Origin of the sequence: Gloeocapsopsis sp. IPPAS B-1203, assembly GCF_002749975.1 — a bacterium.
GTDB lineage: Bacteria > Cyanobacteriota > Cyanobacteriia > Cyanobacteriales > Chroococcidiopsidaceae > Gloeocapsopsis.
Genome location: NZ_PEIG01000004.1, coordinates 263684 through 279188 on the forward strand (window position 1 = coordinate 263684; position 15505 = coordinate 279188).

Below are 15505 nucleotides of genomic sequence, written 5' to 3' on the forward strand. Positions count from 1 at the left end.
AACTCCTAGAGGGTGGCTGCTGTGATAGGTGCTGGGTGATTAACACCGTTACAAAAAATCCTTCTTTGGAAGGCTACCAGATTTCATCTTTGATGTAGTAACTTTTTTTCACAAAGTTCTGACAAGCTGCGTCAGACCTGTAAAGTCAAAATTTAGAATAAATAATTGATCTGGTAAGCGTTTAGAGCGATCGCATTCAGCTAATACTACGCTTTGATACGCGCTGTCAGGTTAAATTAATGATCGAGCTGTAACCGCAATCCTCAAATAAGGCATGACTGATCCCACTATCGTTGACACTAATTTTGACTCTGCTTTAGCTTTGCAGTTAACCACAGGGTCAGAAAAAGTACAAGCGCAAACCATTGAAAAACTCGCTACGCTTGGTACTGCGGGCGAAGAGCTACTCATGAAGTTTTTACTGCAACGCCAGTCTAACCCACCTACCTGGATTGATGGCAAAGCTTACCAAGTTCTCTACAGTGCTGATTCGCTAGAGACTAAGAATTTTCTCCAAACTAATTTCCCGACTGGCATTGTCCAACTCAACTCAGAGCAAGGTATTGACTATACTTCATTGCAAACACTACTTGCAAAGCAAGATTTTCAAGCTGCTGATCGTCTTACTCTGCAAAAACTTTGTGAATTAGCAGGAGCTGCTGCAATGCAAAGAAAATGGTTATATTTTACCGAAGTAGAAAATTTTACCAACACTGACCTACAAACAATCAATCAACTATGGTTAATTCACTCAGAGGGGAAATTTGGTTTTTCAGTTCAACGAGAAATCTGGCTTGCTGTCGGTAAAAACTGGGAAAAACTATGGTCAAAAATTGGTTGGAAAGCAGGCAACAATTGGACTCGCTATCCTGACGAGTTTACGTGGAATCTCAACGCTCCTAGAGGTCACTTACCATTATCCAATCAGCTACGCGGCGTGCGAGTGATAGCATCTTTGCTGTCGCATCCTGCATGGGAACGCCGAGGTTGTTAGTAAAACACCTTGAAAATGCCACTTCTTAGACTCCAAACCCTTGTCTGAACGTTCTCTCAAAGATTGTTCATCTCGATTGTAGATGGGGAATCTTAAAGGAAGTAGAAACCCTAATACCAGGGTTAGATCAAACACATTTCGTTCAACATTGAGCCAGGGGTAGTAACAGTGGAGCCTGAGAGAAAAACAGCACAAGAACTACAGCAGCTAAAAGTCTTCTCAGATATAGGGATCTTAGAAGCTCAAACAATTCCTATTTTTGACGCAGCTACGCAAACATCTGCCGATTTTTTAGAAGTACCAATTTGTATCTTCGGCTTTTTGAATCAAAATAGTTTTTGGTTTAAATCAGCTGTAGGTTTAGCGCGACTCGGATTGAGAAGTAAAATCGCCCAAGAGCGGCAATTATCAAGGCAAGAAGCTTTTATAGCTCATGTGGTAGAAAATCATAAGATTTTAGCAATTGATGACACTCTTAAAGATCCGGTATTTGTTAACAGTGACTTAGTGCAGCAGTATGGTATCCGCGCTTTTATGGGAGCACCACTGATGAATACATCAGGGCAATGCTTAGGAGCGATCGCTGTCATGGAACTGAAACCACGTAATTTTACACTCAGAGACATGAAGTTTATAGAACTCATGGCTTGCTGGAGTATGAGTGAACTTGAGCGCCATCAACTGCTCAAAGGTATCAATCCTAATAGTCCTTATTTGAATTCTCCCTTAGTACAAACAGATTCTGTTTTAAGCGGACATTCTGGCATCCTACCAAACAATAAGCATCCAAATCCTGTTGCTGCTGTTACCGATAACAATGACAAAATCACACATACAATTGCTACAGCCAGCGAATATCTTTCTACCAACCAAGTCAAAGTCGAACTTCTCTCCCAGCTCACTCAAGAATTACGAACGCCTTTAACTTCGGTTTTGGGTATGGCGAGTGTTGTCAGCCGCGAAATTTATGGCCCTCTCACCAATAAGCAAAAAGAATATCTAGAAATTATTGAAAATAGCGGACGTCACTTGTTAACACTCGTTAACGAAATTTCTGAGCTAGGAACATTAGATAGTAGCTTTGCAGCACTTAATCTCACTGCTGTAGAAATTGAAATGTTGTGTCAGCAAGTGATTAGTGCTCTATCTGAGACAACTAAACGGCGAGATCAACAAATTAATTTGTCTTTAGAACCAGGATGCAACCGACTTTGGGTTTTAGACAAAGATAAAGTTAAACAGTTACTCTATCAGCTTATTTTTTACATTACTCAAATTGCTGCAAATGGAAGCGTGATTCATATTCATGTTTCACATAAAAGTGATGGGCTACACTTTGCCATCTGGGCTTCTCATCCTTGGCTAGAACAAGGCTTAACCCTAGCAGAACCATTACTGTGCCAGTTATCACCGTTTGCTGCTGATAGTGGAACTCCACTCGATGGTCTTTGTGCTGAATTATCAAATTCAACTGCTTTACCTGTCTTAGCCACTCAAGTGTTAGATGTTGCTACTACCAATCCAGAAGTGACACAGCAAGATGCCAACCATCCACTACACAAGCACAATCCTTTAGAAGGTATCTACCACTCTAGCAATAGTCTACGTTTGCTATTAAGCTGCGATCTGGCAAAATTACATGGAGGAAGAATAAATCTGCAAGGATCGCCAGAATCAGGCTATCGTTATGTAGTTGTTTTACCTGAACTTGCGGCTCCTGCGGAGGAAACTGTCTAGCATTTGGTTGGGGGTGTTGTGTGCAAATAATATAGCTATCACAAAAAGATTTGTTTGTCAGCAAAACATTTACTATTGGTAATTTGGAATATCTTATTCAGCGGGCATGACGACACTGTTTGCTGGAGTATGAGTACACAGGAACCCTAACACCCTAAATGATTTCATCATGAATGCATGGCAACAATTTACGCTCACTCATGTGCCGTTGCAAGATTGGCGCAGTGGAAGTTACTTACACCGTTCAATAGTAGGAATACTACGTTCTTGGCGACAGAGTAGCTTGCTGATTCAGTGGGCAGATCAAATCGCAGCAGTGCTTCTCAGTTTGATATTTGTTTTAGCACCTTTTGTCTCAAGCACGCTGATAGGCTTACTTTTAGTGGCTTGTGGTGGATTTTGGCTATTGGTCACTCTCACAGATATCCGCGATCAAGCGAAGTTGACTTCTGTTCATCTACTCGTGTTGCTCTATTGGGGAATTGCTACTGTAGCGACAGCAGCGTCACCTGTAAAATCAGCAGCTTTTGTGGGATGGACAAAATTAACGTTGTATTTGTTGATGTTCGCCCTCGCTGCTAGAGTTTTACGCTCTCCTCGAATTCGTACCTGGATGATTGCTATCTATTTGCACGTAGCACTCCTTGTTAGTGTCTATGGGCTGCGACAATGGTTTTTTGGAGCAACTGCGCTAGCAACTTGGGTAGATCCCGAGTCGCCTCTATCGAAAACAACTCGTGTTTATAGTTACTTGGGTAATCCTAATTTACTTGCAGGATATCTTTTGCCAGCGATCGCATTTAGTGCAATGGCAATTTTTGCGTGGCGCGGCTGGATTCCTAAGGTTCTAGCACTAACCATGCTTTTAGTCAATATGGCGTGCTTAATCTTAACTTTTAGTCGTGGTGGCTGGATTGGTTTACTGGCGTTGGTTGTAACGCTGTTGGTATTACTAGTTTATTGGTTGAGTATACAACTACCACCGTTTTGGCGAATGTGGTCGTTGCCAATTTTGCTGGTTGGCATGTTGAGTGTTTTAATTTTGGCAATATTATTTGTTGAACCAGTACGCGATCGCGTGTTAAGTATTTTTGCAGGACGAGGTGACAGCAGTAATAACTTCCGCATCAATGTTTGGCTAGCTGTCATTGACATGATTCGCGATCGCCCAATTTTAGGTATTGGTCCTGGTAATACTGCCTTTAACAGAATTTATCCACTTTATCAGCAACCTAAGTATACTGCTTTGAGCGCTTACTCAGTTCTCTTAGAAATTGCTGTAGAAACAGGCTTAATTGGCTTTTTCTGTTTCGTTTGGTTGATTATTGTTATGCTCAGCCAAGGATTGACACAATTACAGAGGTTACGCCAGCACAATCACCGAGAAGGGTTTTGGTTAATGGCAGCGATCGCAATCGTAGTAGGTATGCTAGCCCACGGCACAGTAGATACTGTTTGGTATCGACCTGAAGTTAGTACGTTATGGTGGTTGACTGTTGCGTTAATTGCCGGTTATCTCAACGCTTCTGTCTCAGAACCAAATCCAGGCAATTCCACAGTAGCTACGCAACAGTATTAAGTCATTCTGTTCGCGGTAGGTATAAAACAAAGCCTTAAGCTGAAACACTTAAGGCTTTTGATTTTGCGATAATTTGGTAGACACCAATGCTTATGATCAACGCTTCTATGCAAATGGATTTTATTTAAATGCACCCAGATGAAAGGAGAGTAAACAATCTACGGTTCTCGATATGTAGAGGAGGAAGTTGTTCCTGTTGTTCCTACAGTATCTGGCTCTCGGTAACGTGTAGGTTCCGACTTATTACGACCCAATAAACCAGCTAAACCAATTAAACCAAGTAATCCTAACCAACCCCAATCAAAACCATCGTCTGTCTCAGTTGTCGTGGTGGTCGTTGTTGGTGCAGTAGTAGTAGTCCCAGGGGCAGTATCAGTTGTTGTTGCTGACGCAGGAAGCGCAGAAGGTAATGCTGCTAGGCTTAAACTTAATACACTAGCGCTAAACAATTTGGATAATTGAGAATATTTCATAGCCACAAGCTCCTTATCTCATCTCTTCATCCTCACCTTAACGATTGAGTACTTGAGTAAAATCACCCTTGAGCTAGAAACCTCGGTTCTCTAAAGTCCTACTGAAGAAATACTTGCATAATATTAAGCTACATTAATTTCTATCTCAAGAAGAGATATCCTTAATAGTTTTTCATAGCTCTTTGCATATCTCGCTGATCTTGACGGCGCTTTAAACTTTCTCGCTTATCGTGCAGCTTTTTCCCTTTACCAAGCGCAATACTAACTTTAACTAAGCCTCTTTTTAGATACATTTTTAAAGGTACTAAAGTCAAACCCTGCTGTTCTACTTTTCCTATCAGCTTGCGAATTTCTTCTTTGTGCAACAACAGCTTGCGTGTCCGGCGAGGTTCGTGATTAAAATACTGTCCGCTACCCGTGTACGGAGATATATTTACATTTATTAACCACGCTTCGCCATTACGAATCAAAGCGTAGCCATCTTGCAAGTTGACTTTGCCTTCTCGAATAGACTTTACTTCTGTTCCGGTTAGTTGAATACCTGCCTCATACGTTTCTAGAATTTCGTAGAGAAAACGTGCCTGTCGATTCTCGCTAATAACTTTATAACCGTCGTTGTCACTCATTGAACACTTATCTCACTGCCAATGGTAGATAATCCTACCTTTAACTGAAGTTAACATTTTTCTGCCCGTATTGGGCGTATTGCAGTAGGTTAAAGCCACAAACTGCATTGCTAGTGCCACTCTTTATACTGTAAGCCAATACAACTTAATAATTAAAAGCTTCTCTACTTTACTTATAAAAGTTTGAATAACATATTAATTCGTAAAAGTATGAAAGTTTTTTACGTCCAAAAAATGAATTTTTATTACAAGTCAAAACAGTAGGATTTCTTGCCTCTATATTTGGTGATGTAAAAGCTCTTTTACTAAGTTTCAATTTCTTGAATTTGAGAGTAATACCATTCAACAATCAACCAAAATTTAGTTTCACTTTTAAGCTTATCTTAAATGAATTTTTAGTTTGCATATTTGCAAGTTTAATAGATTGCTGCTCAGACGTTTTTAGAAGTAAACTCCGTTACTTGTACGGCTATTGCTTTGTTGCTTAACTAGAAAAATCAACATTGAGTTGCTGCTTTATTTTCAGTTGAATAAAACAAAAAAAATAATGTCTGTAACTTAGTTTCTATTATTTAATTTTTGCAAGGGAATAACTATGCTACGTAATTTTTTACTAAAATCTTCGACTTTTAGCCTTTGTTGCTTGTTTACTGTGTCAAACAGCGTTAGCGCCACACAAGTTATTCTATCCAATCCAGCAGCACAAACTACTACAAATACAGTAAAAAATCTGGAAGTATTCAATCCAGGAATTATCAATAACTTACCATCTGGTCAGAGATGGCTACGACATATAAACCAAGAGATTATGCCGTTTTGGACAATGCAATCAGCTCTTGGTAATCCTGTTGGTAATTTTCCTACTTTCCGCTGTAATAATGGTTTGCGTTGGAATCCTAGTAATCCTTGTCCAGAAATTTTAAATGCATCATCGTGGGTAAAAAACGATCTCAATAAAGAATATGTAGTAGCTAAGTCTCGGCAAACATACGTATATGGTGTTGCTTATCATCTGACTGGTAATGAAAGAATGCTTCAATTAGCTAGAAATGGAGTAAATTACATCAGAAAAAATGCCTTTGAAAGTAATGGTAGTGTAGTAACTTATTGGGAAAACGGTGTTCCTGGTCCTGCGCAAGCTCAAAGAAATACCCAGCACCTAGCATATGCTGGTTTGGGTTTATCATTTTACTATTATTTAACAAGAGATGAAGCAGTTTTACAAGATATTATTAAGTTGAAAAATCATATTTTTAATAACTATTATGATGCTGATCTTGGAATGCTTAAATGGAGCAAAACATCTAATATCAAAAATCTAACAGCACAACTAGATCAGTTAAATACTTACATGGTTTTGACAATTCCTTTATTGCCAGAACCCCTACAGTCACAATGGAAAGCAGATGCCCTACGCATTGTGCAAATTATGAATGATAAGTTTTATAGTTCACAATATAACTTGTACTGGCGAGAAGGCAATGTAGGAGAAAGTTTTCAACAAGTTGATTTGGGACACACTTGTAAAGCTTTTTGGTTTATCTACTTAGTAGGAAAACTAACTAACAATACAGGGTTAATGTCTTTTGCTGAAATTCAAGGTCCAAAAGTTTTAGAAAAAGCTTATGTGAGCAATACAGGTTCCTGGGCAACACTGCTCAATTCAAATGGTTCTGTAAGTACGAATGGTAATAAAATCTCGTGGATGTACAACGAGATGAATCAAATGACAGCGACATTCAGTTTAAGAAATCCAGCTTTAGCTCAGTATTTAGTCAAAACATATCCATATTGGCTAAAGCATATGGTGGATTATCAGTATTATGAAACTTATCCTGAAGTTAATGCTGCTGGTGTTAGAGTTCAGTGGCGTCCTAAAATAGATGCCTGGAATCACGGATATCATGCAACAGAACAAGCCTTAGTTGCTTACATTACAACCCAAGCACTGCAAAATAAGCCAGTGGTGCTTCATTATGCATATAAAGGACAGCCATCTACGGCAACTATTCGCCCTTACTTTTATTCAGGAAGAATTCAAAGTCGGCAAATCAGTAATTTGAATACTTTTCCGAATCATAAAAAGCATAAAATTACTTTTGCTAATGTTCAGTGATTTTTTCGGATTTAGTGTTGCTAATGAAGTAAATAGGTGAAAATCAACGTAACTTAAGGGCTGTTATTGATCAATAGTCAATGATTAGTGGAGTCACAATTAGTCATTGGGTAACATAAAGCGTGCGAGCAATCATTACGCTCACATACTTAATGATCTTATTGGTAACATTCATTTTTATTCAAGATGAATACTCAACTTGATGGCAATAAAGAATAGGCTCATGAAGCCGCTGATTAAAAGAAATGCTAATTGTTCAAGGAAAGTGCAAAAATAATTATGTTTGAGCCAAGTTAAGCTAAGACAAGAGGGACATTGTGCATTTATTGATTCCAGCAGCTGGAATAGGACGTCGGATGGGTAGCGATCGCAATAAACTGCTGTTATGCTTGCGATCGCAATCTTTGATTAGCTGGACGCTACTTGCTGCAGAAGCAAGTCACCAAATTAGCTGGGTAGGTATTATTGCACAGCCTTCAGATTGGTCAGATCTTAAAGAAAATTTAGCAAGTTTATCACTCACGAAACCGATACAACTGATTGTCGGGGGAACTACCCGTCAAGAATCTGTTTACAATGGCTTGCAGGCTCTTCCAAACGCCGCAAAACAAGTTCTGATTCATGATGGTGCGCGCTGTCTTGCTACGCCAAAATTGCTAGATCGTTGTGCAGAGGAAATTCGTCATTGTTCGGGTTTAATTGCGGCTGTACCTGTGAAGGACACAATCAAGGTTGTTGATACTGCCAAAATGATTCAAAGTACACCTGACAGGCGTAACCTTTGGGCGGCACAAACTCCCCAAGCCTTTGATGTTGAACAACTCAAACAATGTCATGAAGTCGCACGTCGCCAAGGATGGGAAGTGACTGATGACGCTGCTTTGTTTGAAAGATGCGGTCTTACAGTCAAAATTGTTGAAGGAGAAGAAACAAATTTAAAGCTGACAACTCCGGTGGATTTAGCGATCGCAGAATTTATTCTGCAACAAAGGCTACAGAATGTCACAACCTGAATCGACAACCTTAGTCAAAGATATCGGAGAAAAAGGGCTATTAGAGCGCTTACAGCAATTTTGTCCGCCAGAAATCGTCGGTGATGATGCAGCAGTAGTTACAACTCAACCAGGAAAGTCTTTAGTTGTAACAACAGATATGTTAGTTGATGGAGTTCATTTTAGCGATCGCACGACGACTCCTGAAGCAGCTGGGTGGCGTGCTGCTGCTGCGAATTTATCTGACTTAGCTGCCATGGGTGCTTCTCCTTTAGGTCTCACGATTGCTCTAGGGGTTCCTAACGATACTCCAGTTAACTGGATTGAGCAACTGTACCAAGGAATAACACAATGCCTGCAAAAGTTTGATACTTTCATTCTTGGAGGCGATGTCTGCCGCTCTCCAGTGATGACAATATCGATTACAGCATTTGGAGAAGTTCATCCTGAACGAATTATCCGTCGTTCTACTGCTCAAGTAGGAGATGCCATAGTTGCAACTGGAGTTCACGGTGCTTCTCGCGCTGGATTAGAGTTGTTACTACAGCCAGAAACAAAACAAAGCTTCAGCAACAGTACTCAGCAAAAGTTGATCCAAGCTCATCAATATCCGCAACCGCGATTGGACGTGCTACCAATTTTGTGGGAAATAATATCTCAATTTCAACTTGAAAGTGCTTCTGAGTGTAAGATACACGTTGCAGGAATGGACAGCAGTGATGGTTTAGCCGATGCCATAGTACAACTGTGTCAGATGAGCCAAGTTGGAGCAAAACTTGAACGCAGTCAAATTCCTCTAGCCGACGAACTTAAAGATTGGTCATCACCACAAGCGTTAGAGTGGGCGTTATACGGTGGTGAAGATTTTGAGTTAGTTTTATGCTTGCCTTTGGTTATTGCTCAAGCACTAGTAGAACGCCTAGGCAACCAAGCAGCAATTATTGGTGAGATTATTGAGGAACCTGTTGTTTATTTAGCTGATCGTGCAGGAAAAACCCCCGATGAATTGAATCTCAATCGGGGATTTCAACATTTTTAAGTTTCTTAGGCAAGATAGGTTTCAGGGTTATTTCTGACCTCTGAACCGTAGGTCTGCGCGAAGCGCGTCCTCTCTAAAATTCACTTAGTTCCACTTCTCAGCGACAAGTTCTGCTAAGTCTAATACACGCTGGCTATAACCCCATTCGTTGTCATACCAAGCCATGACTTTCACCATGTCACCACCCATGACCAAAGTCAAACTTGCATCAACGATAGAGGAAGCGTCGTGTCCTTGATAATCAGAGGAAACGAGTGGCAAATCGCTGTATGCCAAGATACCTTTGAGTGAGTTTTCTGAAGCATCTTGGAGTGCTTGGTTAACTTCTTCTGCAAAGGTTGGATTCTCTACCTGAATGACAAAATCTACCATTGATACGTTGGGAGTAGGAACGCGTAACGCAACTCCATTGAGCTTACCTTTAAGATCTGGCAAGACAAGCGCAACTGCTTTAGCTGCCCCAGTCGAAGTGGGGACAATATTCATTGCTGCGGCTCTAGCACGCCGCACATCACGGTGACTCGCATCAAGTAAACGCTGGTCTCCAGTGTAGCTGTGCGTGGTGGTCATTGTTCCCTTAATAATGCCGAATTTCTCATTGAGAACTTTAGCAATGGGAGCAAGACAGTTGGTAGTACAACTCGCGTTACTAATAATAGTGTGTTTATTGTGGTCGTAGTCGTGATGATTTACACCAAACACAAATGTACCGTCATCGTTTTTGCCAGGAGCAGTAATCAAGACTTTTTTAGCGCCAGCATTTAGATGCTTCGTTGCCCCTTCTCTACTGGTAAAAACACCTGTTGATTCAATAATCAGGTCAATTTCCCATTCTTTCCAGGGCAAGTTTTCTGGATTGCGATCTGATGTACATTTAACGGTCTTACCATTAACGATGATCGAATTATCATCAGCACTGATATCAGCATTTTTCAACGTCCCCAGCATGGTGTCATACTTGAGTAGGTGAGCGTTGGTTCGTGGGTCGGAAGTATCGTTGATAGCGACCAGATCGATGTTGCTATTTTCTCGACCTACCCAGCAGCGCATAAAATTGCGCCCGATGCGTCCAAAACCGTTGATCGCGACTCTAATCACAGCGTCTTGCCCTCTAGTATGTACTAAACAATGATTACCTATTCTTGAAGCAGATCATATCGCAAAGGGCGTTACATTATAACCTGCCTACGACAAGACTATGAAAAACCTCAGATTTTATCAAAAATCAGTGTGAATAGAGCCTGTGTTTTTCAATGTACAACCGCACGGCATCTGGCACCAAATATCGAATCGATAGGCGATCGCGACACAAAGCCCGAATTAAACTTGAGGAAATTCCGACATAAGGTAGATGCAAAATTTGCCAGTTGATAGATAAGCCTTGCGATGCTAATTTTTGCACAATTTGTTCGCAACGTAGCTGACTATGAGTTGCGATCGCTGTAGACTGCTCTATCTTGAGCGTTGCCGGAAGTCGGGGTGCAACTAACCATTGGCACTCAATTGCTAGTTCCTGGCGGCGATACCACTGAGGCAAAGTTTCAAAGGCATCTAAACCCACAATCCAACACCATTGAGTATTGGGATAAAGTGTTTTGAGGTCAGTAAGCGTCTGAACTGCATAAGATTCTGTACAGTTCACCGTTGCTGGAGCAATCTTAAACGCCGGATTATCCGCGATCGCCATTTGCGCCATTTGCCAACGATGCTCAAATGCGGTGGCATTTTTGTAATGCGGGTGACGCGTGGGTACCCAAATCACTTGTTTAAGATTAGCTTGACTGACGGCTGCTTCAGCAATCAGCAGATGTCCCCAATGTACAGGGTCAAAAGTGCCTCCTAAAATTCCTACTTTATGCCTTGAGTACTGCATTTCATCGCGGCTAGGGTCAAAGTTTAACGGTTAATATTGCTGATTTTTCCTATTTTAATTTTTACCTTTGGTGATTTTAGTAAATTGCCAATAATTTAATCAGAGTGCAACTACAGTTATTTACACACAAGAAAAATGGCTAGCTATTTTTTATGAATTGTACTGAATCAAACAGAGTAGCAATAAAGTTATTCCTTACGGAGAACAAGAAATCTCAAAAAAGAGAGTTCCCGAAAAAAAGAAATTCTTGATATGATATCGCCTAACATTTGTGCAGTATGCTGTGGTGTGGTGTGGAAGGAGCAAAAATGCTACTGAATTCTGTTGATTTTAGCGGTAAGCCTTTTCATTTTATTGGTATTGGTGGTATTGGAATGTCTGCCCTTGCCTACATTCTTGCCAAACGTAAACTCCCTGTGTCAGGTTCAGATATTCGTTCTAGTCATATTACGCAACGCTTGCAGGCATTAGGAGTTAATATATTTGACAAGCAAGAAGCAACAAACTTGACATTTTTTCAGCCACAAAGTACATCTGATTGTCAAGAACTGCTAACTCCCAAAAAACGGCTTAATAGTACCTCTGTACTATTAACTGAACCTTATAACTCTGTAGAAAGTTTAATTACGAATACACCAGTTTTACCTCAAGTTATTTGTTCAACTGCCATCAATACAGGCAACTTAGAGTATCGTGCTGCCCTAGATTTAGGCTGTCCAATTTTTCATCGTTCGGATCTGTTAGCAGCATTAATTCAAGATTATCAAAGTATTGCTGTTGCAGGAACTCACGGCAAAACAACGACAAGTAGCATGATTGGGTATATGCTACTGCAAGCAAAGCTCGATCCCACAATTGTTGTTGGTGGTGAAGTCAACGCTTGGGAGGGTAATGCCAGGTTAGGACAAAGCCCGTATCTTGTTGCTGAAGCAGATGAATCTGATGGATCGCTCGTCAAACTATCTGCCGCAATTGGTGTAGTTACTAACATTGAACTGGATCATCCCGATCATTACGGAACGTTAGAAGAAGTCGTGCAAACGTTCCAAATTTTTGCCGATCGCTGTCAAACTCTAGTCGGGTGTATTGATTGTGAGACAGTTCGCGATCGCCTCCAACCCTCGATCAGCTACAGCCTTCGTCCCGATGCTAATGCAGATTACACAGTGACTGATGTCGAGTACAGTGCAGATGGTACAATTGCCCGTGTTTGGGAAAAAGGCGAAGTGCTTGGTGTCCTCAACTTACGTCTTTTAGGTCAACATAACCTAAGCAATGGTCTTGCTGCTGTCGCTGTAGGTAGATTACTGGGTTTAGACTTTACAACAATTGCTGAAGCCATTGCATCCTTTACGGGTGCCCGCCGCCGATTTGAACTGCGCGGAGAAACAAACGGTATCTTGTTTATTGATGATTACGCACATCACCCAAGTGAAATTCGTGCTACTCTTGCTGCTGCTCGTCTACAAGCAAAAGACCTGAGAATTGTTGCGGTGTTTCAACCACATCGTTACAGTCGTACCCTAGCCTTTCTACCAGAGTTTGCGCAATCTTTCACTCATGCTGATATCGCCGTTATTAGTGAGATATACAGTGCTGGTGAACCTAACTTAGGACAAATTAGTGGCGAAAAACTTGCCGAGATGATTGGCGAACATCACCCACAAGTCACTTTTCAGCCTACCTTAACTGCCATATGTGAATATCTAACCCAAACGTTACGCCCAGGGGATCTTGCTTTATTTCTTGGCGCTGGAAACTTAAATCAAGTGATTCCAGAAGTGATGAACTCGATTCGCCAATCTAGGGGAGCCGAGGAGAAGTAATGAGCAGGGAACCTTAACTTGTGTATTGTCTGCTGTTCGCAGTTTGAATTTATTCTCCTCATACCTCCACCTTTATTTATTGTGCTGTTATGAATATTTCGCAAGCAAATCTGAGTATTGATAGTCAGGCTTCTCCCTTACTGGTGACTAAAGCGCTGAACAATAGCGTTAGTGGAGCTAAAACAATATTACCTAATACTAATTGTGTCATTAAGTCTCAAATTCCCTTAGCAACGCTTACTTCATTTCGGGTAGGTGGTCCAGCAGAATGGTATGTAGCACCACGCAATTTAGCAGAACTACAAGCAAGTTTATTATGGGCAAAGACTGAAGGTTTAGCAGTAACGCTGTTGGGGGCGGGTTCCAATTTACTCGTGAGCGATCGCGGCATTCCAGGGTTAGTAATTAGCACGCGTCACTTGCGTCATACTGAATTCAACTTTATAACAGGGGAAGTGACAGTTGCCGCTGGAGAGCCTTTGCCGCGTTTGGCATGGCAAGCAGCTGAGCGTGGCTGGCAAGGTTTAGAATGGGCTGTGGGCATTCCTGGTAGCGTTGGTGGTGCTGTCGTGATGAATGCTGGCGCGCATAGAAGCTGTATAGCTGATACTTTGGTGAGTGCGCAAGTTTTGTCTGTTGACGGTGAAGTAGAAACTCTCACACCTGAACAATTAGAATATCGCTATCGCACATCTATACTGCAAGGACATATTGCTGCTAGCTTGGGTAAACCACTGCGCTTTGTGACTCAAGCAACCTTTCAACTGCAACCTGGTGCTGATCCTGAACAAGTACTAGCAACAACTAGCCAACACTTAGAACAACGTCGTGCTACTCAGCCATACCATCTACCAAGTTGCGGTAGTGTATTTCGCAATCCTAGACCGTACACTGCCGGATGGCTAATTGAGCAAACAGGTCTCAAGGGCTACAAAGTTGGCGGCGCACAAATTGCTGAACGGCACGCAAATTTTATCCTTAACTGTGGTGGTGCTAAAGCTAGTGATATCCTGCAAATCATTAATTATGTGCAAGACCAAGTACAGCAGCACTGGTCAATTCTATTAGAGCCAGAAGTCAAAATTTTGGGTGAATTTGAATAAAAAACAAGAATCAGAGTTATTTTCTGACTTTGCTATCACCCTGACCTCAGACCTCTAACCTCTGACCTCTTCATAAATCATCTCAACTCGATGCAGGGCATCTATAATTTAATGGAACTTTGTATCCAATTTGCAACGCGATCAATCTTTATATGACACAAGGACAAGGAAAAGGTTTTGGCTTCGGTATAGGCAAAATGAAAGAACTAGCCGATGCTTTCAAAAAGGCACAGCAAGTCCAAGAAGGTGCCAAAAGGCTCCAAGAAGAACTAGAGCAAATGCAGATTGCTGGAGAAGCAGGTGGTGGTCTAGTGAAAGTTGTTTTAAGTGGCAACCAGGAGCCTCAAAGTGTTGAAATTGCGCCAGAAGCTCTAAGTGAAGGGGCAGAAGTCCTTTCCGATCTAGTCACAATAGCAATGAAGGACGCATATAACAAATCTACAGCAACGATGCGCGATCGCATGGAAGAACTCACAAGTGGTCTAGAGCTACCAGGAATGGGAATGTAAACCACGGGCTAGGGGCGATTCAGGAGTTTTGAGTTTTGAGTTTTGAATTTTGAATTAAAAGAATTTTCTTAACTCATAACTCAACCCTCAACATTCATAACTTTCTTAAACTTATAACTTTTAGTCCTTCCCTAACCTCTGACCTCTCAAAATGCCTTACAAATTGCTATTTGTTTGTCTTGGAAACATCTGTCGTTCCCCAGCGGCAGAGAATATCATGAATTATCTACTTGATAAAGAGAACCTAAAAGGAAAAATCGTTTGTGACTCAGCAGGTACAGGAGGTTATCACGTTGGTAGTCCACCAGATCAACGTATGGCGATCGCTGCAGCCAGTAAATTAGGCATCAAATTGCGTGGTAGTGCGCGTCAATTACAAAAAACTGATTTAGCAGAATTTGATCTGATTCTGGCAATGGATCGCGAAAATTATCAAGATATTTTAGCGCTCGATGCTCATGGTAAGTATCACGAGAAAGTACAACTGATGTGTAACTATTGCTCGCAGCATACTGTGGAAGAAGTTCCAGACCCCTACTACGGAGGAACACAAGGTTTTAATCATGTCATTGATATTCTCCTTGATGCTTGCACTGGCTTACTACAAGAAGTCAAAAACTAAAGATTCCCTGGGCAAC

Annotated in this window: 14 protein-coding genes; 10 read left to right on the forward strand and 4 right to left on the reverse strand. The window is 41.2% G+C overall.

Features of this window, described 5'->3' with window-relative positions; genetic code table 11:
- Positions 1-274: 274 nt before the first annotated feature.
- From CSQ79_RS09305 to CSQ79_RS09315, 3 genes are all read left to right on the forward strand, one after another.
- Complete coding sequence (locus CSQ79_RS09305) at positions 275-994, forward strand: GUN4 domain-containing protein (RefSeq protein WP_099700909.1); 720 nt, start codon at positions 275-277, stop codon at positions 992-994.
- 168 nt (positions 995-1162) lie between these two features.
- Positions 1163-2731, forward strand: a complete 1569-nt coding sequence (locus CSQ79_RS09310; protein WP_099700910.1) for a GAF domain-containing sensor histidine kinase — start codon at positions 1163-1165, stop codon at positions 2729-2731.
- Positions 2732-2900: 169 nt separating this feature from the next.
- Positions 2901-4310, forward strand: coding sequence for an IctB family putative bicarbonate transporter (locus tag CSQ79_RS09315; RefSeq protein ID WP_099700911.1), 1410 nt, complete (start codon positions 2901-2903; stop codon positions 4308-4310).
- Positions 4311-4468: 158 nt separating this feature from the next.
- Here CSQ79_RS09315 and CSQ79_RS09320 read toward each other — a convergent pair whose 3' ends face one another.
- Together CSQ79_RS09320 and smpB are read right to left on the reverse strand one after the other, a co-directional pair.
- Positions 4469-4783: a WGxxGxxG family protein gene (locus CSQ79_RS09320; protein ID WP_099700912.1), complete on the reverse strand. Its 315-nt coding sequence runs from the start codon at positions 4781-4783 to the stop codon at positions 4469-4471.
- Positions 4784-4944: 161 nt separating this feature from the next.
- Positions 4945-5409: an SsrA-binding protein SmpB gene (gene smpB, locus CSQ79_RS09325; protein WP_099700913.1), complete on the reverse strand. Its 465-nt coding sequence runs from the start codon at positions 5407-5409 to the stop codon at positions 4945-4947.
- Between the two features lie 595 nt (positions 5410-6004).
- Here smpB and CSQ79_RS09330 point away from each other — a divergent pair.
- From CSQ79_RS09330 to thiL, 3 genes are all read left to right on the forward strand, one after another.
- A complete protein-coding gene (locus tag CSQ79_RS09330; protein WP_099700914.1) occupies positions 6005-7525 on the forward strand; it encodes an AGE family epimerase/isomerase in 1521 nt (506 codons plus the stop codon).
- Between the two features lie 317 nt (positions 7526-7842).
- A complete protein-coding gene (gene ispD / locus CSQ79_RS09335; protein ID WP_099700915.1) occupies positions 7843-8538 on the forward strand; it encodes a 2-C-methyl-D-erythritol 4-phosphate cytidylyltransferase in 696 nt (231 codons plus the stop codon).
- Positions 8525-9556, forward strand: coding sequence for a thiamine-phosphate kinase (gene thiL, locus CSQ79_RS09340; RefSeq protein WP_099700916.1), 1032 nt, complete (start codon positions 8525-8527; stop codon positions 9554-9556). Before ispD ends, thiL begins: the two co-directional genes overlap by 14 nt.
- Before the next feature lie 84 nt (positions 9557-9640).
- Here thiL and CSQ79_RS09345 read toward each other — a convergent pair whose 3' ends face one another.
- Both CSQ79_RS09345 and nadD read right to left on the reverse strand, forming a co-directional pair.
- Positions 9641-10654, reverse strand: coding sequence for a type I glyceraldehyde-3-phosphate dehydrogenase (locus tag CSQ79_RS09345; protein WP_099700917.1), 1014 nt, complete (start codon positions 10652-10654; stop codon positions 9641-9643).
- Between the two features lie 127 nt (positions 10655-10781).
- Positions 10782-11429, reverse strand: coding sequence for a nicotinate (nicotinamide) nucleotide adenylyltransferase (gene nadD, locus CSQ79_RS09350; RefSeq protein WP_099700918.1), 648 nt, complete (start codon positions 11427-11429; stop codon positions 10782-10784).
- A 308-nt stretch (positions 11430-11737) separates the two neighbouring features.
- Here nadD and murC point away from each other — a divergent pair, with 308 nt between their 5' ends.
- The 4 genes from murC to CSQ79_RS09370 all read left to right on the forward strand — a co-directional run bounded on the left by murC (position 11738) and on the right by CSQ79_RS09370 (position 15489).
- Entirely contained in the window at positions 11738-13255 is a 1518-nt protein-coding gene (murC, locus tag CSQ79_RS09355; protein ID WP_099701027.1) for a UDP-N-acetylmuramate--L-alanine ligase, read from the forward strand.
- An 89-nt stretch (positions 13256-13344) separates the two neighbouring features.
- Positions 13345-14358 (forward strand): UDP-N-acetylmuramate dehydrogenase, encoded by a 1014-nt coding sequence (gene murB / locus CSQ79_RS09360; protein ID WP_099700919.1) that lies wholly within the window; start codon positions 13345-13347, stop codon positions 14356-14358.
- Positions 14359-14510: 152 nt separating this feature from the next.
- Positions 14511-14867, forward strand: coding sequence for a YbaB/EbfC family nucleoid-associated protein (locus tag CSQ79_RS09365; RefSeq protein ID WP_099700920.1), 357 nt, complete (start codon positions 14511-14513; stop codon positions 14865-14867).
- Between the two features lie 151 nt (positions 14868-15018).
- Positions 15019-15489 carry a low molecular weight protein-tyrosine-phosphatase gene (locus tag CSQ79_RS09370; RefSeq protein ID WP_099700921.1) on the forward strand — a complete coding sequence of 157 codons (471 nt, stop codon included), beginning with the start codon at positions 15019-15021 and terminating at the stop codon, positions 15487-15489.
- Positions 15490-15505: the final 16 nt, after the last annotated feature.

Bases quoted from the DNA above. Each gene is read 5' to 3' on its own strand.
- murB (WP_099700919.1), top strand. From the start codon at position 13,345: ATGAATATTTCGCAAGCAAATCTGAGTATTGATAGTCAGGCTTCTCCC.
- CSQ79_RS09330 (WP_099700914.1), top strand. From the start codon at position 6,005: ATGCTACGTAATTTTTTACTAAAATCTTCGACTTTTAGCCTTTGTTGC.
- smpB (WP_099700913.1), bottom strand. From the start codon at position 5,409: ATGAGTGACAACGACGGTTATAAAGTTATTAGCGAGAATCGACAGGCA.
- CSQ79_RS09320 (WP_099700912.1), bottom strand. From the start codon at position 4,783: ATGAAATATTCTCAATTATCCAAATTGTTTAGCGCTAGTGTATTAAGT.
- thiL (WP_099700916.1), top strand. From the start codon at position 8,525: ATGTCACAACCTGAATCGACAACCTTAGTCAAAGATATCGGAGAAAAA.
- CSQ79_RS09365 (WP_099700920.1), top strand. From the start codon at position 14,511: ATGACACAAGGACAAGGAAAAGGTTTTGGCTTCGGTATAGGCAAAATG.
- CSQ79_RS09315 (WP_099700911.1), top strand. From the start codon at position 2,901: ATGAATGCATGGCAACAATTTACGCTCACTCATGTGCCGTTGCAAGAT.
- nadD (WP_099700918.1), bottom strand. From the start codon at position 11,429: ATGCAGTACTCAAGGCATAAAGTAGGAATTTTAGGAGGCACTTTTGAC.
- CSQ79_RS09305 (WP_099700909.1), top strand. From the start codon at position 275: ATGACTGATCCCACTATCGTTGACACTAATTTTGACTCTGCTTTAGCT.
- CSQ79_RS09370 (WP_099700921.1), top strand. From the start codon at position 15,019: ATGCCTTACAAATTGCTATTTGTTTGTCTTGGAAACATCTGTCGTTCC.
- murC (WP_099701027.1), top strand. From the start codon at position 11,738: ATGCTACTGAATTCTGTTGATTTTAGCGGTAAGCCTTTTCATTTTATT.